The organism is Alterirhizorhabdus solaris (genome assembly GCF_007785815.1).
GTDB lineage: Bacteria > Pseudomonadota > Alphaproteobacteria > Sphingomonadales > Sphingomonadaceae > Alterirhizorhabdus > Alterirhizorhabdus solaris.
Genome location: NZ_VNIM01000029.1, coordinates 18381 through 42414 on the forward strand (window position 1 = coordinate 18381; position 24034 = coordinate 42414).

The 24034-nt window shown below is 67.1% G+C and carries 17 protein-coding genes and 1 pseudogene; 6 read left to right on the forward strand and 12 right to left on the reverse strand.

Annotated features, from left to right (window positions below):
* Nucleotides 1-34 precede the first annotated feature (34 nt).
* Nucleotides 35-370, forward strand: a pseudogene (locus FOY91_RS09060) (LLM class flavin-dependent oxidoreductase); the annotation flags it as partial.
* 302 nt (nucleotides 371-672) lie between these two features.
* Here the strand turns inward: FOY91_RS09060 and FOY91_RS09065 are convergent.
* The 4 genes from FOY91_RS09065 to FOY91_RS09080 all read right to left on the reverse strand — a co-directional run bounded on the left by FOY91_RS09065 (nucleotide 673) and on the right by FOY91_RS09080 (nucleotide 5410).
* Nucleotides 673-1218, reverse strand: coding sequence for a hypothetical protein (locus FOY91_RS09065; protein WP_145150312.1), 546 nt, complete (start codon nucleotides 1216-1218; stop codon nucleotides 673-675).
* Nucleotides 1215-2579: a peptidoglycan-binding domain-containing protein gene (locus tag FOY91_RS09070; protein ID WP_145150315.1), complete on the reverse strand. Its 1365-nt coding sequence runs from the start codon at nucleotides 2577-2579 to the stop codon at nucleotides 1215-1217. The genes FOY91_RS09065 and FOY91_RS09070 overlap by 4 nt, the downstream gene beginning before the upstream one ends.
* A 207-nt stretch (nucleotides 2580-2786) precedes the next feature.
* A complete protein-coding gene (locus FOY91_RS09075; protein WP_145150318.1) occupies nucleotides 2787-3671 on the reverse strand; it encodes an SUMF1/EgtB/PvdO family nonheme iron enzyme in 885 nt (294 codons plus the stop codon).
* A complete protein-coding gene (locus FOY91_RS09080) occupies nucleotides 3668-5410 on the reverse strand; it encodes an arylsulfatase (protein WP_145150321.1) in 1743 nt (580 codons plus the stop codon). The genes FOY91_RS09075 and FOY91_RS09080 overlap by 4 nt, the downstream gene beginning before the upstream one ends.
* A gap of 182 nt (nucleotides 5411-5592) precedes the next feature.
* Between FOY91_RS09080 and FOY91_RS09085 the strand changes: the two genes are divergently transcribed.
* Nucleotides 5593-7974 (forward strand): TonB-dependent receptor, encoded by a 2382-nt coding sequence (locus FOY91_RS09085; protein WP_238995319.1) that lies wholly within the window; start codon nucleotides 5593-5595, stop codon nucleotides 7972-7974.
* A gap of 404 nt (nucleotides 7975-8378) precedes the next feature.
* Here FOY91_RS09085 and FOY91_RS09090 read toward each other — a convergent pair whose 3' ends face one another.
* From FOY91_RS09090 to FOY91_RS09105, 4 genes are all read right to left on the reverse strand, one after another.
* Nucleotides 8379-9443, reverse strand: a complete 1065-nt coding sequence (locus FOY91_RS09090; protein WP_145150324.1) for an alpha/beta hydrolase family protein — start codon at nucleotides 9441-9443, stop codon at nucleotides 8379-8381.
* 282 nt (nucleotides 9444-9725) lie between these two features.
* Nucleotides 9726-10190, reverse strand: coding sequence for a nuclear transport factor 2 family protein (locus FOY91_RS09095; RefSeq protein ID WP_145150327.1), 465 nt, complete (start codon nucleotides 10188-10190; stop codon nucleotides 9726-9728).
* 13 nt (nucleotides 10191-10203) lie between these two features.
* Nucleotides 10204-10614: a VOC family protein gene (locus FOY91_RS09100; RefSeq protein ID WP_145150330.1), complete on the reverse strand. Its 411-nt coding sequence runs from the start codon at nucleotides 10612-10614 to the stop codon at nucleotides 10204-10206.
* Nucleotides 10611-11219, reverse strand: a complete 609-nt coding sequence (locus tag FOY91_RS09105; protein ID WP_145150333.1) for a pyridoxamine 5'-phosphate oxidase family protein — start codon at nucleotides 11217-11219, stop codon at nucleotides 10611-10613. Before FOY91_RS09105 ends, FOY91_RS09100 begins: the two co-directional genes overlap by 4 nt.
* A 76-nt stretch (nucleotides 11220-11295) precedes the next feature.
* On the opposite strand from FOY91_RS09105, the gene FOY91_RS09110 reads away from it, so the two are divergent.
* Together FOY91_RS09110 and FOY91_RS09115 are read left to right on the forward strand one after the other, a co-directional pair.
* Nucleotides 11296-12189: a LysR family transcriptional regulator gene (locus FOY91_RS09110; protein WP_145150360.1), complete on the forward strand. Its 894-nt coding sequence runs from the start codon at nucleotides 11296-11298 to the stop codon at nucleotides 12187-12189.
* A 327-nt stretch (nucleotides 12190-12516) separates the two neighbouring features.
* Complete coding sequence (locus tag FOY91_RS09115; RefSeq protein ID WP_238995320.1) at nucleotides 12517-14562, forward strand: amidohydrolase family protein; 2046 nt, start codon at nucleotides 12517-12519, stop codon at nucleotides 14560-14562.
* Between the two features lie 587 nt (nucleotides 14563-15149).
* On the opposite strand, the gene FOY91_RS09120 is transcribed toward FOY91_RS09115, so the two are convergent.
* Nucleotides 15150-16166, reverse strand: coding sequence for an NAD-dependent epimerase/dehydratase family protein (locus tag FOY91_RS09120; protein WP_145150339.1), 1017 nt, complete (start codon nucleotides 16164-16166; stop codon nucleotides 15150-15152).
* A gap of 121 nt (nucleotides 16167-16287) precedes the next feature.
* Nucleotides 16288-16806: a TetR/AcrR family transcriptional regulator gene (locus tag FOY91_RS09125; protein ID WP_162527186.1), complete on the reverse strand. Its 519-nt coding sequence runs from the start codon at nucleotides 16804-16806 to the stop codon at nucleotides 16288-16290.
* Nucleotides 16807-17126: 320 nt separating this feature from the next.
* Between FOY91_RS09125 and FOY91_RS09130 the strand changes: the two genes are divergently transcribed.
* A complete protein-coding gene (locus tag FOY91_RS09130; protein ID WP_145150345.1) occupies nucleotides 17127-19679 on the forward strand; it encodes a TonB-dependent receptor in 2553 nt (850 codons plus the stop codon).
* Nucleotides 19680-19762: 83 nt separating this feature from the next.
* A complete protein-coding gene (locus FOY91_RS09135) occupies nucleotides 19763-20185 on the forward strand; it encodes a nuclear transport factor 2 family protein (protein ID WP_145150348.1) in 423 nt (140 codons plus the stop codon).
* Nucleotides 20186-20682: 497 nt separating this feature from the next.
* On the opposite strand, the gene FOY91_RS09140 is transcribed toward FOY91_RS09135, so the two are convergent.
* On the reverse strand, nucleotides 20683-22041 hold the full coding sequence (locus FOY91_RS09140; protein ID WP_145150351.1) for a DUF3999 family protein: 1359 nt from the start codon (nucleotides 22039-22041) through the stop codon (nucleotides 20683-20685).
* A partial coding sequence (locus tag FOY91_RS09145) for a DUF2339 domain-containing protein (RefSeq protein ID WP_145150354.1) occupies nucleotides 22038-24034 on the reverse strand: 1997 nt, incomplete at its 5' end. The genes FOY91_RS09140 and FOY91_RS09145, both read right to left, overlap by 4 nt.

A 24034-nucleotide genomic window follows, 5' to 3' on the forward strand; every position in this document is an offset into this window, starting at 1 on the left:
GCCGACGCACCGGGCGTGGATGCTGGCGACGAACTTCGCCTATTCGGAGCCCCTCAACGTCGCACGCCAGTTCGCCTCGCTCGACCATCTGAGTGGCGCGCGCGCGGGCTGGAACGTCGTCACCTCCTGGCTGGGCGACACCGCCGCCAATTTCAGCAAGACCGAACATCCCACGCACGACACCCGCTACCGGATCGCGGCCGAATATCTCGATGTCGTCCAGGGCCTTTGGGACAGCTGGGAGGACGACGCCCATGTCGCGGACAAGGCGACCGGCCAGTTCGTCGATCCCGACAAGCTCCACCGCCTTGATTACAAGCGCGAGCATTTCCAGGTGCGCGGTCCGCTCAGCATCAAGCGCGGGCCAAGGCCCGCACAAGCGCGCCTGATGTCAGCATATCGGCACCGGCGAGGGCGCAGAGGCCGGACCCAGAGGCTATCTAAAAGGCGGCGGGCGCTGCTGCCTGCAAGCCAGTAGCGACCGTAGCCTTCAGAGCCTCGCCGCTGCAGGTGGCGGACTTGCGATTGCCAAAGGGCAAGAAACTTTTCCGCTTGCAGTGATCGTGCAAGGCGGCTGTTTCGTTGGACGAAGCTGTCGTGCCCGGGTCGTGGCGGGTCCGTGGCGCTCTCACGCTTCCGGCCAGGGCGGACGCTGCAGCCGGTCGTGCAAGCCTATTCCGCCACCATGGAGACGGTCCGGTCGTGCGCGCCGAGCGGCACCGTCAGCGTCACCCGGTCACCATGCGCGATCCGCACGTCGCCGGGGTAGTTGGTGAAGCCGACCTGCAGCTCCCGCCGCTCGCCGGGCTTCAGCGTCAGCTGGGTGGTCGCAGGCGATGTTTCCATCTCGTATAATATGGTCGCCTCGTCATTGTCCGTCCGCGCGTCGTCCCGATCGACCTCCGTCATGTCGCCCGCGGACCATAACGGCGCGTCGCCCAGCTGCTCGTGGTGCATCGCCAGGTGCGGTAGGACGATCGACACCGGCGCGGCGCCTTCGTTCCGATACACGATGTTCGCCGTTTGCGACCGCTCCGCCGCCCAGTGCGCCGTCAGCGTCGCGCTGACCGCGCCGTCGCGCACCACCGCTGATCCCGCCGCGTCGCCCTGCTCGGCCGACTGCCCGGCGGCGGGTTCCAGCGTGCCGCCATCACCCTGCGAGCAGCCGGTGGCGAGTAGACCCGCGAGCAGCAGCGCCGTGGCGCCCCAGCCGCTCATAACGCGCGTTGCAGGGAAATGAGCGGCTGCGCCAGCTTGCGGCGCGTCAGGCTGTGGGGTCCGCCTAGCTCGCGGTCGGGCTTCAACCCGTTGCGCCGCTGAAACGCCGCCACCGCCTCCAGCGTCGCGCTCCTGGAGCGTCCAACCACGCCGTCTACTTGGCGCGCGTCGAGATAGCCGAGCGCGGCCAGCTTCTCCTGCATCGCGCGGATCGCTGGGTCGCTGCCGCCGATCGCCTTGAGCGGCCGGTACGCAGCATGCCGGTCGCCAGTTCGGACCACGTCTCGTATGTAGGGGAAGCGCGGGTCCCCTTCCGACCGATTGCCACCATAGACGCCGTCGCCGAAATTGGTGACCTTGGCCATGTGCGGGCCGATGCGGAGATAGCGCACGTTTTCCGGCATGAACCAGCTTTGCACCAATGAGGCCTGCTGCTCCGCATTGAACGACGACCAAGGGCGGCCGACTTCGCTCGGCCTGAACACGTAGGCTGTGCCGCGATGCTTGTCCCAACCGCGCCACTGGCGGGTCCGCAGGATGTCGCGGACCCCGCTGCTCACCTGCGCCCAGGCAGCCTGCGCCATGTAGAGCGGCGGAAACGTCCCATGCTGTCCCTGCCAGACATGGGTCAGCTCGTGGATCAGCGTCGCCGGGCTATCCGCCGGGATGAAGGTGGACCGGAAGCCGTCCGGCCAGTTGATGAGGAAGAGCGGCCCGTTGCCGTCCCGCGCCATATCCATCAGCGTCACGGGCGCGCCCATGTCGAACGTGGTGATCGCCACGCGGTCATATTGAATGCTGTGGCCGAACACCGTCTGCGCGAGCGCTATTTCGCCGCCCGTCGGTGGCCGGCCGATATACCGGTCGCCGAATTCCTTGATCCGCTCGCGTATCCAGCTCGGCAACGACATGGGACCTCCGGTTCCGGCCGCACGGCCTGCACCCCAGCTTCCCAACGTGGACGCCGCCGCATGGATCCACGGGCCCGCACAGCAAGCCCGCCATGGCGGTGGGCGGATTGCCGGGAGGCGCGTCAGGCCGCCTTCGCCCCACTTCGGCTTGGGCGCGTCCGCCGTCTTCCGAGTGTACATCTCGAACAGATTCTCCGGCCGCTTGGTGTCGTTCCGGAAGCGGCGGCCGATGTAGATGGCGTCATACGCGCGGCGTCGGGTTCCAAGCGTCACCTCCGGATCATAGAAGTCGGCGATGGTCGCGGGGAAATACGTCTCGCCCGCGAGAAGGATGTCCTCAGCGCAGCGTGTTAGGTCGGCTTTGTCCTGCTCGGTAAATTTGTGGACCGGGAAGGCGTTCCGGCGTGCTGCTTGAGACGGTGCTGCGGAAACAATCGGATTGGGCCGCAATGTTGGCTGCGATCGAGAAGTTAGCGTCGTAGCATTCGACATTGCTTCACTACGAGCGCGGGTGGGCACTCAGCCACTTCCTACTTGGCTACGTCTGACCTCAACGTGAACATTAACAAGCGACCGAAGCTAGGATGCCGAAAACTGCTAGGGAATGTCGCTTTGTGGGTCACTCAGTCCGTTTGATTTTTGTCCGCGCCAACAATTCTAGTCGTTCTTCAATCCCGAAGCGGAGGCGTGACGTCGTTCGGCGTAAGCGACACGAAAACCGATGTGGCTGGTGCCGAGATCCTGTTCCTGCGCCTGGAAGGCGGCAGGACGGAAGTTGGCACAATAGTTCATCGCGCACAGATAGCTCCCGCCCTTGACGAGGCCGGTCGGCCCCGTACCGGCTACCCATTCCCACACATTGCCCACCATGTCGTGCAGGCCGAAGCCGCCCGCCTCGAAACAGCCGACGGGAGCGATGCCGGTATAGCCGTCATCGCCGGTATCACGCATCGGGAACACGCCCTCCCACACGTTCGCGCGCGGCTTGCCTGAAGCGGTGAAGGCCCAGCTCGTCTGCGCGCGGGTGTCGGTCTGGTCGCCGCGGGCGGCCCGCTCCCATTGCGCGGCATCGGGCAGCGCGCCGCCGGCCCAACGGGCGAACGCGGCGGCATCCTCGCGATCGACCTGGACGACGGGATCGTCGGCATGGTCACGCAGGTCGCTGCCCGGTCCTTGCGGGTGACGCCAGTCCGAGCCTCTGACAAAGCGCCACCAGCGGGCGGCGTCGTCGAGCGGCACCGGGGCGGCGGGTGGCACGAAGACCGCCGAGCCGCCGTCCCGCTCCGCCCGCGTGACATGGCCGGTGGCAGCCACAAAAGCGGCGAACTGGCGGTTCGTGACCTCGTGCCGATCGATCCAGAAGGCCGCCACCGGGGTCGGCGTGCCGGGGCGGTCCGGCCCATCCTCGCCGAGCGGCACCGTGCCGGCGGGAATGAAGACGCGGCCATCGGCGATGTCGCATCGCCCCGCCGGCGCGGCGCGCGCGCCAATCAGTGTCGCGAAAGCGAGGCCGGCGAGCAACGCGGTCGCACGCGCTCTCAAGGCTTGGGCGCCGTCGATACTGGCGCGGCGGTTTCGGGCGGCAGTGCGACGACGCCCTTGGCCCTGGCATAGGCATCGTAAGCGGCCACGAGTTCGGTCAGCCGCGCGGGCTCGGCCGTGGCCAGATCGATCGTTTCGCCGGGATCGCGGGCGAGGTTGAACAGGTGCCAGCGGCCATCCCCCACGCCGTTGCGGGTATAACCGGTGCCGCCCCTGGGCAGGAACACCGCCTTCCAGTCGCCCTTGCGCAGCGCGCGGCGGAAAAACAGCTCGTAGCCGAGGCTTTCGTCGGCCGGCCGTACCGCTTCCGCTTGCGCGGCGAGCACCGGTCGCAGGCTGTGGCCCTCATAAGGCAGGATGGGATGGCCGGCAAAGCTGGCCGGCTGGGTCAGGCCGGCGAGGTCGAGCAGCGTGGGCGATACGTCGCGCACGTCGAGATTGCCGCGCGCGATCCGCCCGGCACCGGACACGCCCTTGCCGGCGGCGAAGGCGACGGTCCGGATGCCGCCCTCGGTGGTATAGGATTTCATCAGCCAGGACGGCGTGGAGTTCGCCTGCGCCCAGCCCGGACCATAGCCGACGTAGCTTGTCGCCTTGCCGATATTGGCGAGGCTGTTGTCGATGCCGAGTTTTGGATCGGGCGGCAGATCGCGGCTGAAGCCGGGTGAGTTGATGACGCTGCCCTCCGGTCCGTTGTCGGCGAAGAACAGGATCACGGTATCGTCGTAGCGGCCGAGCGTCTTCAGCTCCGCGATTACGCGGCCGACATTCTGGTCCATGCGATCGACCATCGCCGCGTAGACCTCCATCTTGCGCGCCTCCAGCGCCTGCTCGGCCGGGCTGAGCGAGGCCCATAGCCTGGTCGGTTCGAACGCGTGCGGCACCGCATCGGCGGGGACAAGGCCCAGTTGCTTCTGACGCGCCAGCCGGGCGGTCTGCAGTGCCTCGTAGCCGGCATCGTAGCGGCCCTTATATTTGGCGATCGTCTCGTCGGGCGCCTGCATCGGCCAGTGCGGCGTGGTGAACGGCAGATAGGCGAAGAACGGGCGATCGTCCTTCGCCTTAGCGCCATCCTCCAGGAAACCGATCAGGCGATCGGCGAAATAGTCTGCGGAGAAGGTGCCCTTCGGCAGCTTGGCCGGCTTGCCGTCGGCGCGGTAGGTGGGGGCATAGCCGGCCTTGCGCCACGCCGCATTCTGGTCCGCGCCGAAATGGTTGGATAGGCCTTGCAGCAGCGCGAAGCTCCGCTCGAACCCGCGCGCCTTGGGCTCGCGATCTGGCGTCAGTCCCAGATGCCACTTGCCCGACATGATCGTGCGGTAGCCGCCGGCGTGGAGCAGTTCCGCGATCGAGGCGACGCGGTCGTTCAGATAGCCCTCATAGCCGGGCGCGCCGCGCGTCGCGTCGTTCAGCGTCTCGGCCATCGAGCCCAGCCCGGCCTCGTGATTGTCCACCCCGCTCATCAGCATGGATCGCGTCGGCGAGCAGGTGGGGGCAGTGTGGAACCCGGTGAAGCGCACGCCGGACAGCGCCAGCGCATCGAGGTTAGGCGTGGCGATCTCTCCGCCGAAGCTGCCGAGATCGGACCAGCCGAGATCGTCCGCCACGATCACGAGGAAGTTGGGCTGGGCGGTCCGCGCGACGGCGGCGGTCGGGGCCGGGGCGGCGGCCGCCAAGGGGGCCAGACCCGCCGCCAGCGCACCTGCGGCCACGGCAAACGACAGCCTCTGAAAACGCATTCTTCCTCCCGGGGGTTCGGCGATCCGATCGGCGGCGTACCTACCCACCCGTTTGGTGGCCTCCAATAAGGTTTTCTCAACCGGAGAGATAGAGAATCTTCCTTCGCTTAGCCGCAGCGGTTTCCTATCCGCCGTTTCGCAGCCTCCCGGCGCGATAAACACACGATATCAGGGATTCCGTCATGCCTTTCCTCATGCGGCGCCGCGTGCGCCTGTTGCTGATTTCCGGCACGGCCCTGATCGCGGCACCCGCATTGGCCGATGTCGTCCCGGCGCCCGATGCCATACAGCAGGCGGAAGCGGACAGCGGCTCGACCGGCGACATCCTCGTCACCGCCCGCCGCCGCGAGGAGAAGAGCCAGGACGTGCCGATCGCGATCAACGCGTTCGGCGCAGCGCAGATCGAGGCGACGCGCACCTATAATCTGCGCGACCTGCAACAGCTGACGCCGAGCCTCGTCGTTACCAACACCAACCCGCGCAACACCAGCATCAATATTCGCGGCCTAGGCAACAATGTCGCGGTCTATAATGACGGGCTGGAGCCGGCGGTTGGCGTATATCTGGACGGCGTTTATCTCGCGCGGCCGGGGCAGACGGTGTTCGATCTCGCCGACCTGGAGCGGATCGAGGTGCTGCGCGGGCCACAGGGCACGCTGTTCGGCAAGAACACGTCCGCCGGCGCCGTGGTGGTGACGACCAAGTCGCCGACGTTCGATCCGGAAGCGGGCGGCGACATCAGCTTCGGCAACCATGATTTCCGCCAGTTGCACGCCTACGCCTCGGGTCCGCTGACGGATACGCTGGCGGCGCGCCTGTTCGTCTCGAAGACGGATCGGGATGGCTTCACCTACAATCGCGCCGACGGCCGCTACAGGCAGAGCTACCACGATCTCGGCCTGCGCGGGCAGTTGCTCTACAAGCCGAACGAGGCGTTCCAGCTGCGCGTGATCGCCGATTACGGCCGCCAGCACGCCAACACCGCCGGATCGATCCTGACCGGCGCGATCCGTTCCTATGACAACGGTACAGTCTTCGCGAACAACTTCTACGATCGTGCCGCGCGGCTGGGCTATACGCCGGTGCCGGCGGATATCGGGCTGCGCACCACCGATGCCGATGCCAACCCGCGCTATCGGATGAACCAGCACGGCATCGCCGCGACGGCGGATCTGGACGTCGGCGCCGCGACGCTCACCTCGGTGACGGCCTACCGCGCGTGGAACTGGTATCCGCACAATGACGGGGATTCCACCAGCCTCGATGCCGGCTCCGACTTCCACCAGAGCAACAACCAGCGCCAGTTCAGCCAGGAGTTGCGCGCAGCATCAAACGGTACGAACCGGATCGATTATGTCGCCGGCCTCTATTATCTGTATCAGTCGATCAAGGCGGAGGCGGTGAACAATTACGGCACGCAGGCCGCCGGCTGGTTCCTGCCGCCAAGCACCGATCCGGTCGTCGGCGCCGCCGCGCTGAACGGCTACAGCATCATCAGCCATTCGCGGCCCGTCACCAACAGCTACGCCGCCTTCGCGCAGACGATCCTGCACGTCACCCCGACGATCGATCTCACCACCGGCCTGCGTTATACCTACGAGACGAAGCGTGGCTATTTCGATCAGGAAGCGACCGGCGCATCGCTGGCTGGCCTGACGACCGCACAGCAGGCGGCGGCACAGGCGATCCGCGCACGCTATGGCGTCGCCAATTATTATGACGCGGAGACGAAGAAGGGCCGGCTGTCCGGGCAGGCGACCCTGTCGTGGAAGATCACGCCGCAGGTGCTTACCTACGCCACCTATGCGCGCGGCAACAAGTTCGGCGGGTTGAACCTTGCCAACATCACCACCACCGGCCCGTTCGCCGCCAACCCGGTGATCCAGCCCGAAACGATCGACAGCTACGAGGTGGGGCTGAAGACCAGCTGGTTGGGCGGCCGCATCACGGCCAACGTCGCCGGCTTCTGGACCGACGACAAGGGCTATCAGACGACCATCGTCGATCTGGACCGCAACAGCTTCAGCTTCTTCGCCAACGCCGGCAAGGTGCGTACGCGCGGTTTCGAGGGGGATCTGCGGGTGGCCCCGGCGCGGTGGATCTCGCTCTACGCGTCCGGCACCTATGACGATGCGCGTTATGTCTCCTACCCCAACTCGCCGTGCCCGATCGAGGTGACGGGCCAGACCCTGTGCGATCTGGGCGGCAGTCGCCTGCCGGGCGTGTCGAAATGGGCGGGGTCGGCCGGTGGCGAGCTGAAGGCGCCGGTCGGCACCCGCTTCGGCCATGACAGCGAGGTGTATCTGGGCGGCGACTACAGCTACCGCTCGAACTTCTACACCACCGCCAACGACAGCCGCTATTCGCTGATCCCGCATTACGACATCGTCAACCTGCGGGCCGGCGTACGCAGCGAGGACGGGCGCTTCGACGTGCAGGTGTGGGCGCGCAACCTGACGAACAAGGATTACTTCCTGTCGCTCTCGGCGGCCAATACCGGCGCAATCACCGGCACCCTGGGCGATCCCCGCACCTACGGCGTCACCCTTCGCACAAAGCTCTAATTCGTGATGTCGGGGCAGGCAGAACGCGACGCCGCCGGCTCACAAATTCCGCTCGGTGAGATTCCGCAATCAGCGGTTCCCGCTCCGCCGCCCACGTATCGGCCGGGCGGGTGTCGTTAACCGTGGGGCACTGTTTTTGGCCGCATAGATTCGCCGACTTTCGAGCCGCAGTCGGCGGTGACCTAGCGAGGATCGTGGCGCCTGCTGGGTTCTTGACGGGAGAACCTGGGCAAGCCTTGAAATGCTCACCTTGAACTTTTTCCGCCACAAACTCCCGGGCCGCTACCTCCCCCTACCGTTCAATTCCCGCAGGCTTTGAAACTGACCACGGGGTAAACCTGAACGAACGACCAATTCCGGGGAGAGGTCAAGGCGGGCTGAACGTCCATAACTGGGTCAAGGCGTCACGGTTTCGCCCGTGCATCCAGCCAGGCACCGAGTACCGCGAAATAGGCTGGTGCATCTGGTGCGGCCTGCGTGGCAAACTGGGTGTCGAGCTGACGCGCGGGCGACACATCGAGCATCATGGCGTGATCTGCCCCGTCGATGACACGCACGGTAGCCTTCGGGAATTCGGCAGCCCGCGTTCGCAGCGCGACTAGGGAGGGCGCGACTGGTACCCAGGGGTCCGCCTGGCCGAAGAGAATGAGCGTCGGGACCTGTGAACCGGCCAGCGCACGCAATGGATCAGCCTCGATCTGCCGCTTCCATTCGGGGTCGTCGATGTTGCCCTTGAGCCAGAGCTTGTCGTACCAAGGCTCGCCCCGGACATCGGCCTCGGCTGCCGCAGCCTCGGCGCGGCTGCGTCGGCCCCGGGCATAATCATCGACAACAGTGCGTGCTCGGATGGCGCGGTCGATCACCGCCTGTGGCTGTCCCGCAACACGCAGGATGTTGGCAACTGCAAAGTTCATCTGCACGTCGGCGCCAGCCATCGGAGCCGACACGGCGATGGCAAAAGCGGCGCGCTGCTCCTTCCTGGCGGCAAGCAGTGTCAGCCACCCGCCCTGTGACAGACCCCAGAAACCAATACGCGCGGGATCGATGCCTGGCTCGCGCGCAAGCCGCGCTAAGGCGGCCACCGCATCAGCCGCCAGCAGGTCAAAATTGCCGGGAGCCGCTCCGCCGCTGGTGGACTGGCCCGAGCCTCGCCGATCGTAGAGGAACAGGGCAATCTCAAGCCGCGGCAGGATTTGAACGAGGTGGCGGTAGAGTGGATCGGTGCGCAACGGCACCTGCGCACCATGCAGCGCTATGATGGCCGCACGAGGCTGCCGGCCAGCGGGCAGAAAGAGGGTGCCAGCAAGGCGCGCGCCCTGATTCTCTACCGTGATCTCACGTCGCTCGACCATGACGTCCGACGGCACCGTCCACGGCACCTGCTCAACGGGCGCGGCATGACCGACTGCCGCGCGAACAAACATGGCGGCAACGCCCAACGCGACAGCCAATCTCGCCGTGACGATCATCCTCTGCTCCCTCCAGCGCCAGCCGATGCTTGTAGGACGGTCTTCGCTGAAGATGAACAGCCGTCCGTTTCTGAGCGACAGTTCCGGGTGGCTGAGTGACCGGGTGTGGGTCACCTCCGCCTTACCGCTCGCACCCCGAACCCGGTTGTTCAGGCTCGTGATCCGAACGGATGCCACGCTTCGTGGAGAGCAAGGTTGGCCGCGTATGCTTGCCGCTAAAAGTCGTTGAAACCGGCAGCAGTTCGGATCAATCGGGATCGGTTGAAGAGCAACGGCTTGAACCTACAGCCCTAGCGCCTCCAGCCCGGGATGATCCTCCGGGCGCCGGCCGAGTGGCCAGTGGAACAGCCGATCCTTCACGGCGATCGGGACATCGTTGATGCTGGCGATCCGGCGCGCCATCAGGCCATTGGGCGCGAACTCCCAATTCTCGTTGCCATAGGCGCGATACCAGTCGCCGGCTTCGTCATGCCATTCGTAGGCGAAGCGCACCGCAATCCGGTTGCCGTCGCGCGCCCAAAGCCCCTTGATGAGCCGATAGTCGTGCTCGCGCTGCCACTTCGTCGTCAGGAAGGCGACGATGGCGTCCCGTCCCCGAAGAAAGTCGGAGCGGTTCCGCCACTGGCTGTCCGGGGTGTAGGCGAGCGCCACGCGCCCGGGATCGCGGCTGTTCCAGCCATCCTCGGCGGCGCGCACCTTTTGCAGCGCGGTCTCATGGGTGAAGGGCGGTAGGGGCGGTCGCGACATCGGGTCGATCCTTTCAGGCAAAGGGAGTGGCAAATTCGAGGCGGATGCCGCCCGGAATGAAGACGAGGAAATGTCGCGTCGTCGATCCGGGCGCGATGGAGCCGGGCGGCGCATCGACCACCACCTCGGGATGGGCGGTCACCGCGTCCCAAGCCGCCGCGAGCGCTGCATCGTCGGCGACCGAGAGCGAGAGATGGTGGAGCCCGATATTGGCACACCGGTCGAAGGCGCGGGCGGTCGGCGGGTCGGCGGCGCGCCACAGGGTCAGCAGGATCGCACCGTCCGAAACGAAGATCGAGGGATAATCGGGCACGCCGCCGACCTCCTCGAACCCCAGCGTGCCGCAGAAGAAGCCGCGCGCCTGATCGAGGTCGGGCACGGTCAGGCCGATATGGTGGACGCCCCGTGTGAGTGTGGCGGTCATGATGCTGTCCCTTCCAGTTCTGCGATGCGCGCGCGTAGCACCGCGATCTCGTCGATCAGCGGTTGAGAGGCGCTGCGCACCTCCGCCTCGGTGAACCGCGGGGTGATATGTTGCGGGCAGTTCCAGTCGAAGCCGACGACGTCGATCAGGAAGCCGCGCTCCGGTTCGGCCGCGTAGCCGGGTGGCATCAGCGCGGCGATGACCGCGGGGTCGTCGCTCGCCTCGGCATGGCCGATGATCTTCAGGCGCCGGCGGTTCGGATAGGCCATCAGGAACAGCGCGATTCGGTCGTCAGCCGCGACATGCGCGGCGGAAAGATATTGCCGGTTGCCGCGATAGTCGGCGAACCCGATGCGATTGCTCTCGATGTGCCTTAAGAAGCCCGCCGGCCCGCCGCGATGCTGGACATAGGGCCAGCCATGCTCGGAAATGCTCGCCATGTATAAACTGTCGCGGGCGGCGATGAAATCCAGTTCCCGCGCCGTCAACGCGTCCAGCGGCCCCGCGCCGGCTTCCATTCGGGCATAGGATGCGCGCGAGCCCGCGGCCGCCTGCATCGCGCGGGCACGGGGGCCGAAAAGCGCGCGGAGATAGGTCTGTGCCATGGCCGGCAACATGGCGCGTTGCCGTAACCATGATAATTCGCGATCAACGGCATTCACTATTGCGCATCGAGGAATGATGGATCGCTTCGAAAGCCTGTCCGTGTTCGTCGCGGTGGCCGAACAGCGCGGCTTCGCGGCGGCGGCACGCGCGCTGAACCTGTCGCCGCCCGCGGTCACGCGCGCGGTCGCGGCGCTCGAGCGGCATCTGGGCGTGACGCTCTTCCATCGCTCGACGCGGGCGGTGTCGATGACCGACGACGGGGCGGTCCTGCTCGACAGGGCGCGGCGGATACTGGCGGAACTGCGCGAGGCGGAGCAGATCGCGATGGGCAGTCGATCGGTCCCACGGGGACTGCTCTATGTGACCGCGCCGGTCATGTTCGGGCGGCTGCATGTGCTGCCAGTCATCAACACGTTGCTGGCAAGCCATGCGGGCCTCAGCGCCCGCATGATGCTGCTCGACCGCAATGTCCGCATCGTCGAGGAGGGCGTGGACGTCGCAGTGCGGATCGGGGCGCTTGCCGACAGCAGCTTGCGCAGCGTGACGATCAGCTCGGTGCGGCAGACCATCGTCGCCAGCCCGGCCTATCTGGCCGAGCATGGCGTGCCCCGCGATCCCGCCGATCTGGCCGGCCATCGGTGCATCATGGGCAGCGGCGTGCGCGCGGGCAGCGGATGGCCGTTCGGTCCGCGCGCCGAGAAGGCGGCCGGGCTGGTGCCCCGCCTTTCCATCAACGGCATCGACGCGATCCTCGCCGCCACCGAGGCGGGGGGGGGGCTGGCCAACGTGCTGAGCTACCACTCCGCTGCACAGATCGCCAGCGGGCGACTGGTCGAGGTGCTGGCGGATCACGCCCCGCCCGCCATGCCGGTCAGCCTGCTCTACGACCCCGGTCGGGCGACGATGCCCGCGGTGCGCGTGTTCATCGACGCGATGCGCGAACGTGGCCGGCGGGGGGGATGGGCCTGAGCGGGACTGCCGGACGAGTTGTTTACGGCCAAGGCTCAACAGCTCCGGTTTTCATTGTTCCTTTAGGTGAAAATCGGAGCGCAGACCGGCGGCGTTTGCCCATCGATCGAGGAGTCGCCGACGCCTGAACGAACGGCAAATGTCTGGGTGGCGAAAGCGGCTCGGCAATGTCGCTTTCTGGGTCCCTAACGCTGTTGGATTTAGCCCGGCCGCACTCTCGAGCACGGCCCACCGCCCGGCATCTTTGTAGAACAGCCGTTGCGCTGGGGGACGCGGCTCGCCAAGCTGCCCGCATTCTAATGGGGGTCACACAGAATGCGCCGCCCGATGCTTGCGTCCTTGCTTGCCGCCCCCGCGTCGATCACCGCCGCATCGATCGCCATGGCCACGCCGGCGACGAAGGAGCAGCTGATGGTGCCGCCAGCCGGCGCGCGCCACTACACGATCAGTTCGACTGCGGGCAAACATGGCGATGTCTGGTCGTGGACGATGCCGGACAAGCGCCTGGCCTACCGCATGTCCATGTCCCTGCGCGGCTGGGTCACGGAAACGGATGAGTTATTGACGGCCGGCGCCGACCAGCGGCCGACCGCCATCGCCATCCGCGGCTTCACCGATTCGGGCGATGCGACCGAGGAGTTCACCGTCGACCCCACCGGCGTGGCCCACTGGAAGACCGCGGTGGATGCCGGATCGGCGCCGTTCGCCGGCAAACGCTACAACCCTTATGGCGGGCCGATGCTCGCCATGGAGCGAGACGTTGAGGCGCTCGTCGTGGCTGGCGGCAAGGGTATCGATCTGCTGCCGACGGGCCACGCCAGCATCGCAATCGGCGCACCCGTACAGATCACCGGGCCGCAGGGGCCGAAGACCGTCAGGCTCGCCTTCATCCGGGGCTACGGCTTCGCGCCCGTGCCGATCTGGCTGGATGGGGACAACCGCTTCTTCGGCAATGTCGGCGACATATCGCTGCTGCCCGAGGGCTACGAGATCGCCGGCCCCAAGCTGAAAGACATCCAGGATCAGGCGACTGCCGCCATGGTGCGCGATGTGGCGCATGGCTTTCTGAAGCCCGCCAACCGCACGCCGACGCTGGTCGATCATGTGCTGATGTTCGATTCGGTCGCGGGTAAATATCTGCCGGACCGGGCGGTGCTGATCGCCGATGGCAAGGTTGTGGTAGTGGGCGCGGGCGGCACGATCAAGCCGCCGGCCGGTGCCACCACGATCGACGGACGCGGCAAGACGCTGACGCCCGGACTGTGGGATTCGCATCGCCACGTCGGCGGGGACGACTGGAACCTGCTACAGAACGTCGCCACCGGCATGACCAACTATCGCAGCCCCGGCTCGCAGATCGAGGACGCCCTCAGCATCTACAAGCGCCGCGCCGCCGGTGATCTGCTGGCGCCGGACGGCAAGGTTTCGGTCATCATCGATCGCAAGGATCCGTTGGCCGCGCAGGGCGCGCTCACCGTGTCGTCGGCGGCGGAGGCGATCGCGGCGGTGGACAGGATCAAGGCGGCGGGCCTGTGGGGGGTGAAGTTCTACACCTCGATGAACCCGGCGTGGATCGCTCCGGCGGCCGCTGAGGCGCACAAGCTCGACCTGCACGTTCATGGCCACGTGCCCGCCGGGATGCGTCCGCTGGATGCCGTACGGGCGGGCTATGACGAGGTGACGCACATCAACTTCATCATGATGCAGGCGATGCCGCAGGACGTGGTGGACAAGGCCAATACCGCCGCCCGCCTCGAAGGCCCGGCGAGATACGCCAAGGATGTCGATCTCGACGCCCCGGCGATGAAGGCCTTCTACGCGGAACTGGCGAAGCGGCACACGATCATCGACCCGACCCTCACCGTGTTCGAGCCGCTGATGATTTCGGACGGCAGCACGGTCGCGCCGGAATATGCGCCATTCGTCGCGATCGCACCGCCAGCGGTCGCGCGTAGCTGGAAGATCGCCGGCTACCCTCTGTTCGGCGGCCTGACGCGCGAGGACTTTCGCAAGAGCTTCGCCAAGATGGTAGGGCTCGTCGGCCGGCTGCATCAGGCCGGCGTGCCGATCGTCGCCGGCACTGACGGCTACGGACTGGAACTGGTCCGCGAGCTCGAACTCTACCAGCAGGCTGGCCTCAGCAACGCCGAGGCACTGCAGACCGCGACGATCATTCCCGCGCGGATGACCGGGATGGCCGATCGCACCGGATCGATCGCGCCCGGCAAGACGGCGGACATCATCCTCGTCGACGGCGACGTCTCACGCGACCTCACCAACCTGCGCCATGTCGATACCGTCTTTCTGGATGGCTACCGCCTCGGCGGAGACGCGCTGCGCCAGGCAAGCGGGCTCGGCGGGATGCCGCGATAAAGCGCTGCGGCGAGAGCAAATTATCCGATGCCCGAGGGGATCGAGCGAGCGGAGGCGCGGCTACCCAAGTTGGTTCGTTGCGGCGGCCTTACTCCGGGTCAGGCCCAGGTACGGTTCGATACGACCCAGAGCGCGCAATCTTGAAAAACCGGCACGACATCGAGCATCTCGTGCGCATCCGCGCCTAGCGTAGATGAGCGCCGCGAACGCGGTCGTGAAACGGTTGACAGGTTGGCGCTAAGTCCCCCCCGGGCGCCACGCACCACAGCCAAGAGTTTCGTCGACCGTGGCTAACATGCCGCCCCGATAAGCACGTCGATCGTCCAGGCCCGTCCATGAGATCCTGTTGACCTGACGGGCTCTTTTCCATATTCCTCCATCGCGTTTCGGTGCTACAAACGCGTTACGAACGAAACCTAGGCGCCTAGCTAAGTTGTTGATTATACTTGAGAGTTTTTCCCGCAGACCCTTCCCGTAGGGGTCACCAACCTCGCGCCAGGCCGCGAGGGAACGTCGGAAAGCGCGAATGGACACAGTCGCTTGATCGACCCCACACCGGCGATCGCAACCTCCTTCATCGGCTATTTTTATTTCATCGTCAGGTTTCTCTCGCGGGCGGCAAACCAGTCGACGGTGTCTTCGATGGTTTCGCGCAGCGGTCGCGGCGTCCATCCCAGGTCGCGACGTGCCTTGGCGTTGTCGAGCGCGCGGAACACGTTGGACAGATAGATCGCATCGGTGGTGAGGAGGCTGTCCCGGCGACCGAGCAGCCTTGCCCAGCGCTCCGCGACCCAGGCGATTGCATAGGCGAGGCGATACGACATGAACCGTGGCATCGGCACCCCCCGCCGCGCCACGGCCGGCGCATAGAAGTCGCGAGCACCGACAAAATCACCGGCGATGATGTAGCGTTCGCCGATATGTCCAAGCGCCTCCGCCGCCAAGGCGGCCTCGGCGACGTCGCGGATATCGACCACCGGCTGCGCGACATCCACCGCCACCTTCTGCTGCCCGCTGGCGACGCGCCACAAGGAGCCGTTATGTGGAGTCGGCTGATAATCCTGCGGACCGTAGGTGTTGGCGACGCACAGCGCGATCCCGGGCAGGCCACGCTCACGGCAGCAGGCCAGGAAACGCGTCTCCGCCTCGAGACGTGCGCGGATATAGGGAGGTGCGCGGTCATGCCAGTTGAACGGCACGTCCTCGGTCACCGGCCGATCGGGATCGATTCCCAGGGTGCCCATGCTGCTGGTGAATACGAAGCGCCGGACGCCACAGGCCAACGCGGCGTTCATCGCGTTGACCAGTCCCTCGACATTGTTGCGTACGATCGGCGTCTGATCGGTCAACCAGAAGCGCGGATCGACGACGCTGTAGAAGACGGTGTCACACCCCTCCATCGCGGCATGCAGCGAGGCGGGATCGAGTACGTCGCCTGTGACGATCTCGATCGGCAGGCCTTCCAGCGCCTCGCGATTGCTCGATGCGCGCAGCAGCACGCGAACCCGGCGACCGCGCTCGACCAGCAATCGCGTGATGTGGCTGCCGACAAATCCGCTGGCACCAGCGACCAGAACCGGCTTGTCCGGTACGGTCTCAATCATTTCGGTGTGCCAGATCGACAGGTCACGACACGCCTCCCCACCCGGCCGGCTATGCCGACCATTCTACCGTTATGTACTCATTCGTGGACATCATGGCGCGGCGTGTCAACGCCGCCGTCCCTCACTGGTCGACAATCGCCTGCGTCGCTTTCGCCAGCCAGTCGAACGTCTGTGCCTCGAATTCATGAACCGGCTTCGTCGGAAGGATCTCCCGCACTGTCATGAAGCCCATCCACAGGAGGTTGAGTTGCCCGGCCCGCGCCATGGCATCGGGCGGGCCCAGCCACTCCGCCAACGGCAGGATGACGCGTTCGTGCACCAGATCCGAGCACAGCATCCGCGCGGCGGGATCGGCGGTTGCCAGCACCATCATCGAAACCGGATTGTCGATCGTTTCCGCCAGCCGCAACTGGGCGACGACGCGTTCGCCAAGCCCTGCACGATCACTGTCGAGAATGTCGTCCATGTGAAGATATTCCTCGATCGCGGCGCGCAGCAGCCCCTCCTTCGAGCCGAAGTATCGCCGTACCAGCGCCGAGTTCACCCCTGCCTCGGCCGCTATCTCGCGTACGCCGGTCGTCGTGTATCCTTTCGCCGCAAACAGTCGTTGAGCGGCCCGAAGGATCGCCTCGGTCGTCATGGCGGAATTGCGGGGTCGGCTGGTCGGCGTCTCGCCTGATTTTTCCTTCATGCGCCTTGCCGTAGATCGGTCGGGCTGTTACGTCCAACCGTACACAGTCGTAGACCGGCGAGTTGGGGGACATAGCGCTTCTTCGATCCGTGGGCGGGTCAGGCCTCGTCCGGGGTGCTTCAGCCGTAGTTTCGGACGGGGAGCGTCAGTCGAACACGTCGTTACGGGTTGACCCGATACGAAACTACGGATGCGGCCTGTGTCAGGCAGCGAAACATGAAATGACAACGACCGACCGATAAAAGGGTCGGCGGTTTGGGGGGGGGATCATGACGAACTACAAGGCTATCGCGAGCGCACGCACCCGGCTGCTGCTCGGCACCGCGGCGATGGGGCTGACCGTATGGACGGCTCCGGCCGTCGCGCAGGATACGGGAACCGCAGCGCAGAACAATACCGCGCAGAGCGGCCTCGCCGACATCGTCGTGACCGCCCAGAAGCGCGAGCAGAGCCTGCAGGACGTGCCCATCGCGATCACCGCGGTGACCGAGGAGACGCTCACCGCCAACCGCGTGCAGAGCGTGACGGACCTCAGCGGCCTGGCGCCCGGCGTGACGGTGCGCCCGGCCGCCGGCGGCTCTTCCATCCCGACCTTCTCGATCCGTGGCGCGACCAGCTATGGCGTGGTCCCGGGGTCCGACAAGCAGGTGTCGATCTATCTCGACGGCGTGTACGTCTCCTCGCCGCGCGGATCGATCTTCGATCTTCCCGATCTCCAGCGGATCGAGGTGCTGCGCGGCCCGCAGGGCACGCTGTTCGGCCGCAACGCCACCGCCGGCGCGATCAGCGTCTCCACCCGCGACCCGACCGGCGAGTTCAGCGCCCGGCAGGTCTTCTCGGTCGGCAATTACGACCTGTTCCGCACCCGGACGACGATCGACACGCCGCAGTTCGGCCCGTTCAGCGCATACGCCACCTTCGTGGCGGAGGATCGTGACGGTGACATCCGCAACCTCGGCGCCGGCACGGTGCTCGATCGCTCCGCATTCGGCTTCGGCACCGCGACATCGCCCAAGACCCTGGGCGCCAAGGATACCCGCTCCTTCTTCGGTGCGCTGAAGTTCGATCCGGGCGGCAATTTCACCGCCACCTACAAGTTCGACATCTCGCGCGATCGCGGCACGCCGAGCGGCATCGCCACGACCGGGATCGACACTTCCCAGCTCGGCCCGCTCGCGGGGATCGCCAACTCGATCTTCGCGACGCGCAACTTCGACGTCGCCGATGGACGCAAGCGGCCGAAGGCCGTCAACAACGCCTTCACGATCCCGCGCGACCAGAAAGTGTACGGGCACAATCTGACGATGAAGCTGGACGTCAGCGATGCCCTGTCGCTCACGAATATCGCGTCCTATCGCAAGAGCCGGGTCAGCGCTGCGACCCAGCTTGACGGGGCGGGCGGGCTGACATTCCCGCAGTCGGCGGTCAGCCCCGTCGCGGCGATCTTCGTCCTCGGCGCAAACCCCAGCCTCGGGCTGCCGGCCAACGCGCAAACGCTGGCGGCCGCGATCGCGGCGACCACGCCGCTGGTCCAGGGCTATGTCGGGCGGCCGTTCCTGTTCATCGCCAACCAGAACTTCAGCATCAGCAAGCAATACAGCAACGAGCTTCAGGCGAACTACCAGTCGGATTTCCTGACGCTCACGGTCGGCGGGGTCTATTTTCACGGCAAGGACGTGACCGGCAATCCGCTGGGTGCGCCGACGAACTATTCGCTGGTGACGACCAACGGCGGCTTCGGCGCCAACCCGTCGCTGATCCTCCCCACCATCGCGCAGCTGAACACGCCGCTGAACCAGATCAACTTCAGTGGCACGGCGCAGAACGGCCTGTCCCGCAACAAGGCCACATCGCTGGCCGCCTACGCGCAGGCGGAGTTCCACGTCACCGATCAGCTCGATCTCGTCGGCGGCGCTCGCGTGACCAACGATCGCAAGAGCGGCTCGCTGCTCGCGGGGACCACCGCGGCACCGACCCTCTTCGCTTTCAAGTTCGACGATACGCGCGTCAACTATCTTGCCGGCGCCAACTTCCGGCCGAGCAACGACATCCTGCTCTACGCGAAATACTCGACCGCCTTCGTGACGGGTGGCGCGGTGGCGGACATCACTTTCTCCCCGGAGACGGTCCGTTCGCTCGAAGGCGGCGTCAAGGCCGACCTGTTCAACCGCAAGCTACGCACCAACCTCTCGGTGTATCTCGCGAAGTACAAGAACGTTCAGACCGCCCAGGGCGGCCGCAACCTCGTCCCGGCCCGCAACGAACTCGGCACCGTCATCGTCACGCAGGGATCGAGCAAGGTGAAGGGCTTCGAGTTCGAGGCCACCGCCGCGCCGGTTCGCGGTGTCACCGTGGGCGCCAGCGTCGCTTACACCGACATCAACTTCGGATCGCTCAACCCGCAGGTGCTCGCCACCGTCGGGCTGACGACCGCCACTCAGGATGCGTTCCGTCCCACGCTCCAGCCCAAGTGGACCGGGTCGGCCTATGCGCAATATGAGTCCGGCCCGCTCTTCGGTGACGTCGGCGTGTCGTTGCGTGGCGATCTGATCTGGCGCGACCGGTTCAGGACAGATTCCAACGAGATCCGCAACAATCCGAACTACGCCACGCTCCGCTTCTCGCCCGCGCAGCAACTCGTCAACGCCCGGGCGGCGCTGACCGACATCGGGCTTGGCCCGGTCAAGGCCGAGGTCGCGCTGTGGGGGCGCAACCTCACCAACGAGAAGCAGCAGACGTTCGGGCTGATCGCGGGCTTCATCTCCTCTGCCGAGTATCAGGAAGCGCGGACCTACGGCATCGACGTGTCGTTCCGCTTCTGATCCTCGCGGCCTCACCGGGGAGGACGCCGATCTCATGCGACCTCCCCGATGACCGCTCACGACTTTCCGGTAAGGAGATACGGGTGTCAGCAGAGCGCATCGCCGACAGGATCGCGATCGGTGAGGTCAAGGCACGTTACTGCCGCCTGCTCGATACCAAGCAGTGGGAGCAGTGGGCTGCGTTGTTCACCGACGATCTGGTGCTCGACACCTCGCAAGCCGGCGGTCCGGCACCGATCGAGGGCCGTGGGGCGGCGGTCGCCTCCGTCCGTCAGTTTCTCGAAACCGCCAGGACCGCTCATCAGATCCACGCGCCCGAGATCCGGTTCGACGGCGCCGACCGGGCAGAGGCGATTTTCGCCATGCAGGATCGCGTGATCTTCGAAGGCGGCCCGAGCCTTACCGGCTACGGCCATTATACGGAAACCTATGTGAGGAGCGAGGACGGCTGGAAGATCGCTCGCACCAGGCTCACACGGCTGGTCCTCGACATAGGCGCCTCGTAACCAGCGAATTCATTCGAACCGCTGGGACTATGCCTATACCGGCGGGAACGCCGAAGGCGGGCTGACCGACCTACCGGCAAGGGCGTCGGCATTATCGGCACGGCGGCGGCAACGGCGGTCCAGGCGATCCCAGACGATGGAGAGCATCGGGGATAGCGGCGCGGATGCCGTTCGGGCGGACGCCGTCGATCCGGTCACGGTCGGCCTGCGGCGTGGCCGGCAGCGGCGTGTCGTAGCCGCGATAGACGACCCTTCTCGACCACCTTGCCCGGCGCCGCGACGAAGGGATACATGCCGATCGCACCTTCCTGCGACACGAGCGTCAGGCCGATCCCGCAAGCCAGTCGGCGGCACGAGACGCCTGCCGACTCGTCCGGCAGGACCGCGCCGCCCCGAAATCAGCATGCCTCGAACACCATGGCGCGGGCGTCCCGGGTCAGGTCTGCCGATCGCCGCGTCGTGTCGCCTGTCGACATGATACCGAGGCGCCCCGCCGCTTACGCCGCGCGCGGACGCTGACGCATCAGCCACCACACCATCGCACCGAGCAACGCGGTGCCCGCCAGCAGCACCGCCCACAGCACCATGCCGCGACGCGCGGCGGTCGCGTCCGGCGCCGCCGCCGCCACGACCGGGTCGGCGGCGGGCGCCGTCGTCGCGGCGGGGAGTGCGGCATCGGCGGCCGGGCCATAGCCGGGCACGAGGCTGGCGGCCGGCAGCCAGACAGGCGGCGCATCCCGCCGCCCCGCCGCCAGCACGAATGGCGGCGTACTGCTGGCAAGAAAGATCAGCCGCACCGGATCGAACCGCACCGCTACTTCCGGCGTGGCGGCGAAACCGGCGCTGTTGGCGTCCGTCTCGATCCGCAGCGTGCGGAAACGGGCGCCGTGCAGGTCGAACGGCGGGTTGAGGCGGGTGCGCCCGCTGTTCGTCAGGCGGAACACCGGGCCGGCGGCGAGCGGCACCCACGCCTGATCGCGCGCGTCGCGGCCGAGGATGCGGACGGGCACGACGCTGTCGCCGCCTGTCGGCACCCCCTCCAGCGCGGCGACCGGGGTGGCGAACGGCAAGGCGAACTCGATCGCCTTGCCGCCGGCCGATGCGGGCAGGCCGATCACGGCGCGCTGCCTCGCCACCGCCTCGCCCGCCACCATCGCCAGCCGCGCCCCCCGCACCACCACCGGCGATACGAGCCGCGAGGCCGCCTGCCACGTGACCCGCAGATACCGGCCGTGCAGACCCATGGCCGCAAAAGCGATCGCCTCGGGCGCCGCCGCCGCATCGGCGCGATAGAGCGTCTTGCAGGCCACCGGCTGCCAATCCTGCAAGTCGTCGCTCGCCTCGATCGTGAAGGTGACGGGCTGGGCGACCGGCACCTCGGCATCGAGTGTCAGCGCATCGACCGGTCCGGCGAGGCGGCGCGTATCGAACAGGACACCCAGCACCACCGTGCCCGCGCCCGCGCCCGCCCGCGGCGTGCCGTCGACGCGCACCACGCTGGCACGCTGGCCCTCGTCGATCCGCAGCGACACGCCCGTCACCGCCAGCGTGCCGGCCGCACCCAGTATCGGCAGCGCGGGCAGCGTCATCATGCGGTGGCGTGGCCCGGCGGGGGCGGTGGAAAGCGCGATCGGCACCGCCTGCCCGCGCCCGTCGAAGATACGCAGATCGGCCAGCCCGGCCCGCTGCGAGGCGACCAGCGCGCGCGTCGGCACCGCCAGTTGCTGCAACGAGCCACCGGGCGCGGGGGTGACGGGGATGCGCACGGCATAGGCCTCGGGCCGATCCGCTTCGGCAGCGCCGGCCGGGGCCGAAAGCAGCAGCGCCGCCGCCAATACCGCGATCGATCGGATCATGCCCGCCCCTCCCTTGCCGGCGCATCGGCGGCCTTCGGCGGCAGCGGCGCGAAATAGCCGACCACCAGCATCAATATGCCGACCACGATGAAGGTGACGATCCGCGCCGCGCCATCGGCGTTCGACAGATCGACCAGCAGCAGTTTCGCCACCACCACGCCGAGCAGCCCTGCGCCCGCCAACCACATCGTCCGCTGCCCGCGCCGGTGCGCCGTCAGCGTCAGCGCCAGCGCCAGCAGCGTCCACAGGATCGACAGGCCGGTCTGCACCACGAAGCTGCCCATCAACGCCGGCCCGCTCCACGCCACGCCGAGCAGGTGATGCGCGATCCGCAGCCACACCGTGTTCACCACCACGAAGGCGAGCGCCGCCAGCGCGATCAACGGCGGCGGCCCGTCGAGCAGGGCCGCGCCCGGCGGACGGGGCGAAGCGGCGACGACGGTGCGCTGCCACAATGCCAGCACCGCGATGGCGAGCGCCAGCGACAGATCGACCGGGTTGAGCAGCGGCACATAGGGCAGCGGATCGGTGCGCCCCTCGGCGAACAGCGCGGTGCCCGCCGCGCCGACATAGACGAGGGCGGCGATCGGCACGGCGGCGGACCAGAGGTACTCCTCGCGGTGGGTGGCCAGCGGCCACCGGCGCCCCGCGCCCCGCCCCGCCCACAGCGCCAGCCCCAGCAGCGCGGCGATCGCGCCGACGAGGAAGGTCACGCCCGCCCATGACGTGTGCCACAGATCGGCGCGGTCGATGGCGAACCACAGGCAGTCGGTCACCATCGCCGCCACCAGCCACGCGCTGCCCACATGCACCGCGCGTTGCAGGCCGAGAGCCGGATCGCCCGCCGGCGTGTCCCGGTCATTCAGATAGAGCAGGCGATAGTGCAGCGCCGTGCCTGCCAGCCAGAAAAGCCAGTTGGGCGTCACGAGGATGAAGCTGCCCGCCCCGCTTCGCCCGAGCAGCGCAAGCACCAGCGCCACCAAAGTCACCCGCCCCGGCCATGTCGCCACCGCCCATGCGCGTCGCCGGCCGATCCATGCCGAAACGGCGGCGCTGGCGACGAACGCGAGCATCGCCGCCGGACCGCGCAGATCCCACGGCACCACCGGCACCAGCGCCTCGCCCGCGACACGCGGGGGCAGCAACCGGCCGATCTCCAGCAGGCAGGCGATGCACCACAGCAGGAAGGCGTACAGGAACATCGGCTGCGGCAGGGCGCGCTCGATCCCGGCATAGCCCTTGGCCCAGCGCGACTCGCCCTCCGCCAGCGGCCCGCGCAGCCACCACGCGATGGCGAAGGCCGGCAACGCCAGCAGCAGCGCGCCCAGCGTGTTCGGGTTGAGCAGCGGCAGCGCCGAGACGTTGTTTCGCACGGCGGCAAGGAAGACGAGCGCCCCCGCCGCCTGCAACGCCAGCCCGAACGCGCGCGGCAGCCAGCGCGCCTGCCGCATCCCCAGCCAGAAGGCGCCCGCCCCCTCCAGCGCCCACACCGAGGCCGTCCAGCGGACGCCCAGCGCCAGCGGCACCGCCAGCGTGACGAAGCCGACCGCGACCGCGATCAGACCGTCGCCCAGCACGCGATTGTCGCCGCGCCCGCGTCGGATCACGAACAGCGCCAGCCCGAGATACAGCGCGCCGAGTCCCAGCGCGGAAAAGGCGCTGCCGAGCGGCAGATCGCGCACCAGCCCGGCCTGCAACCCGAAGCCGGCCAGCGCCGGGCCGAACAGCAGGGTGCCGTCCACCACGTTCCCCATCCGCCCCGGCCGGTTGCGCGCGTGCAGGATTCCGGCGACCACGTAGATGAGCACGAACAGGATCAGGAAGAATTGCGAGAGGCCGTACAGCGCCGGATCGTACACCAGCACGCCCCACAGCGTGGCCAGGCCGAAGGTGGCGACGAAGCCGATCAGGTTCACCATCCGCCACGCCCGGCGCCACGCGATCGCCAGCACCGCCAGGTTCAGCACGGTATAATAAGCGAACAGGCCGATCC

Bases quoted from the DNA above. Each gene is read 5' to 3' on its own strand.
- FOY91_RS09140 (WP_145150351.1), bottom strand. From the start codon at position 22,041: ATGATCCGATCGATCGCGGTATTGGCGGCGGCGCTGCTGCTTTCGGCC.
- FOY91_RS09130 (WP_145150345.1), top strand. From the start codon at position 17,127: ATGACGAACTACAAGGCTATCGCGAGCGCACGCACCCGGCTGCTGCTC.
- FOY91_RS09065 (WP_145150312.1), bottom strand. From the start codon at position 1,218: ATGAGCGGCTGGGGCGCCACGGCGCTGCTGCTCGCGGGTCTACTCGCC.
- FOY91_RS09085 (WP_238995319.1), top strand. From the start codon at position 5,593: ATGCCTTTCCTCATGCGGCGCCGCGTGCGCCTGTTGCTGATTTCCGGC.
- FOY91_RS09120 (WP_145150339.1), bottom strand. From the start codon at position 16,166: ATGATTGAGACCGTACCGGACAAGCCGGTTCTGGTCGCTGGTGCCAGC.
- FOY91_RS09095 (WP_145150327.1), bottom strand. From the start codon at position 10,190: ATGTCGCGACCGCCCCTACCGCCCTTCACCCATGAGACCGCGCTGCAA.
- FOY91_RS09100 (WP_145150330.1), bottom strand. From the start codon at position 10,614: ATGACCGCCACACTCACACGGGGCGTCCACCATATCGGCCTGACCGTG.
- FOY91_RS09115 (WP_238995320.1), top strand. From the start codon at position 12,517: ATGCTTGCGTCCTTGCTTGCCGCCCCCGCGTCGATCACCGCCGCATCG.
- FOY91_RS09105 (WP_145150333.1), bottom strand. From the start codon at position 11,219: ATGGCACAGACCTATCTCCGCGCGCTTTTCGGCCCCCGTGCCCGCGCG.
- FOY91_RS09080 (WP_145150321.1), bottom strand. From the start codon at position 5,410: ATGCGTTTTCAGAGGCTGTCGTTTGCCGTGGCCGCAGGTGCGCTGGCG.
- FOY91_RS09125 (WP_162527186.1), bottom strand. From the start codon at position 16,806: ATGACGACCGAGGCGATCCTTCGGGCCGCTCAACGACTGTTTGCGGCG.
- FOY91_RS09110 (WP_145150360.1), top strand. From the start codon at position 11,296: ATGGATCGCTTCGAAAGCCTGTCCGTGTTCGTCGCGGTGGCCGAACAG.
- FOY91_RS09090 (WP_145150324.1), bottom strand. From the start codon at position 9,443: ATGATCGTCACGGCGAGATTGGCTGTCGCGTTGGGCGTTGCCGCCATG.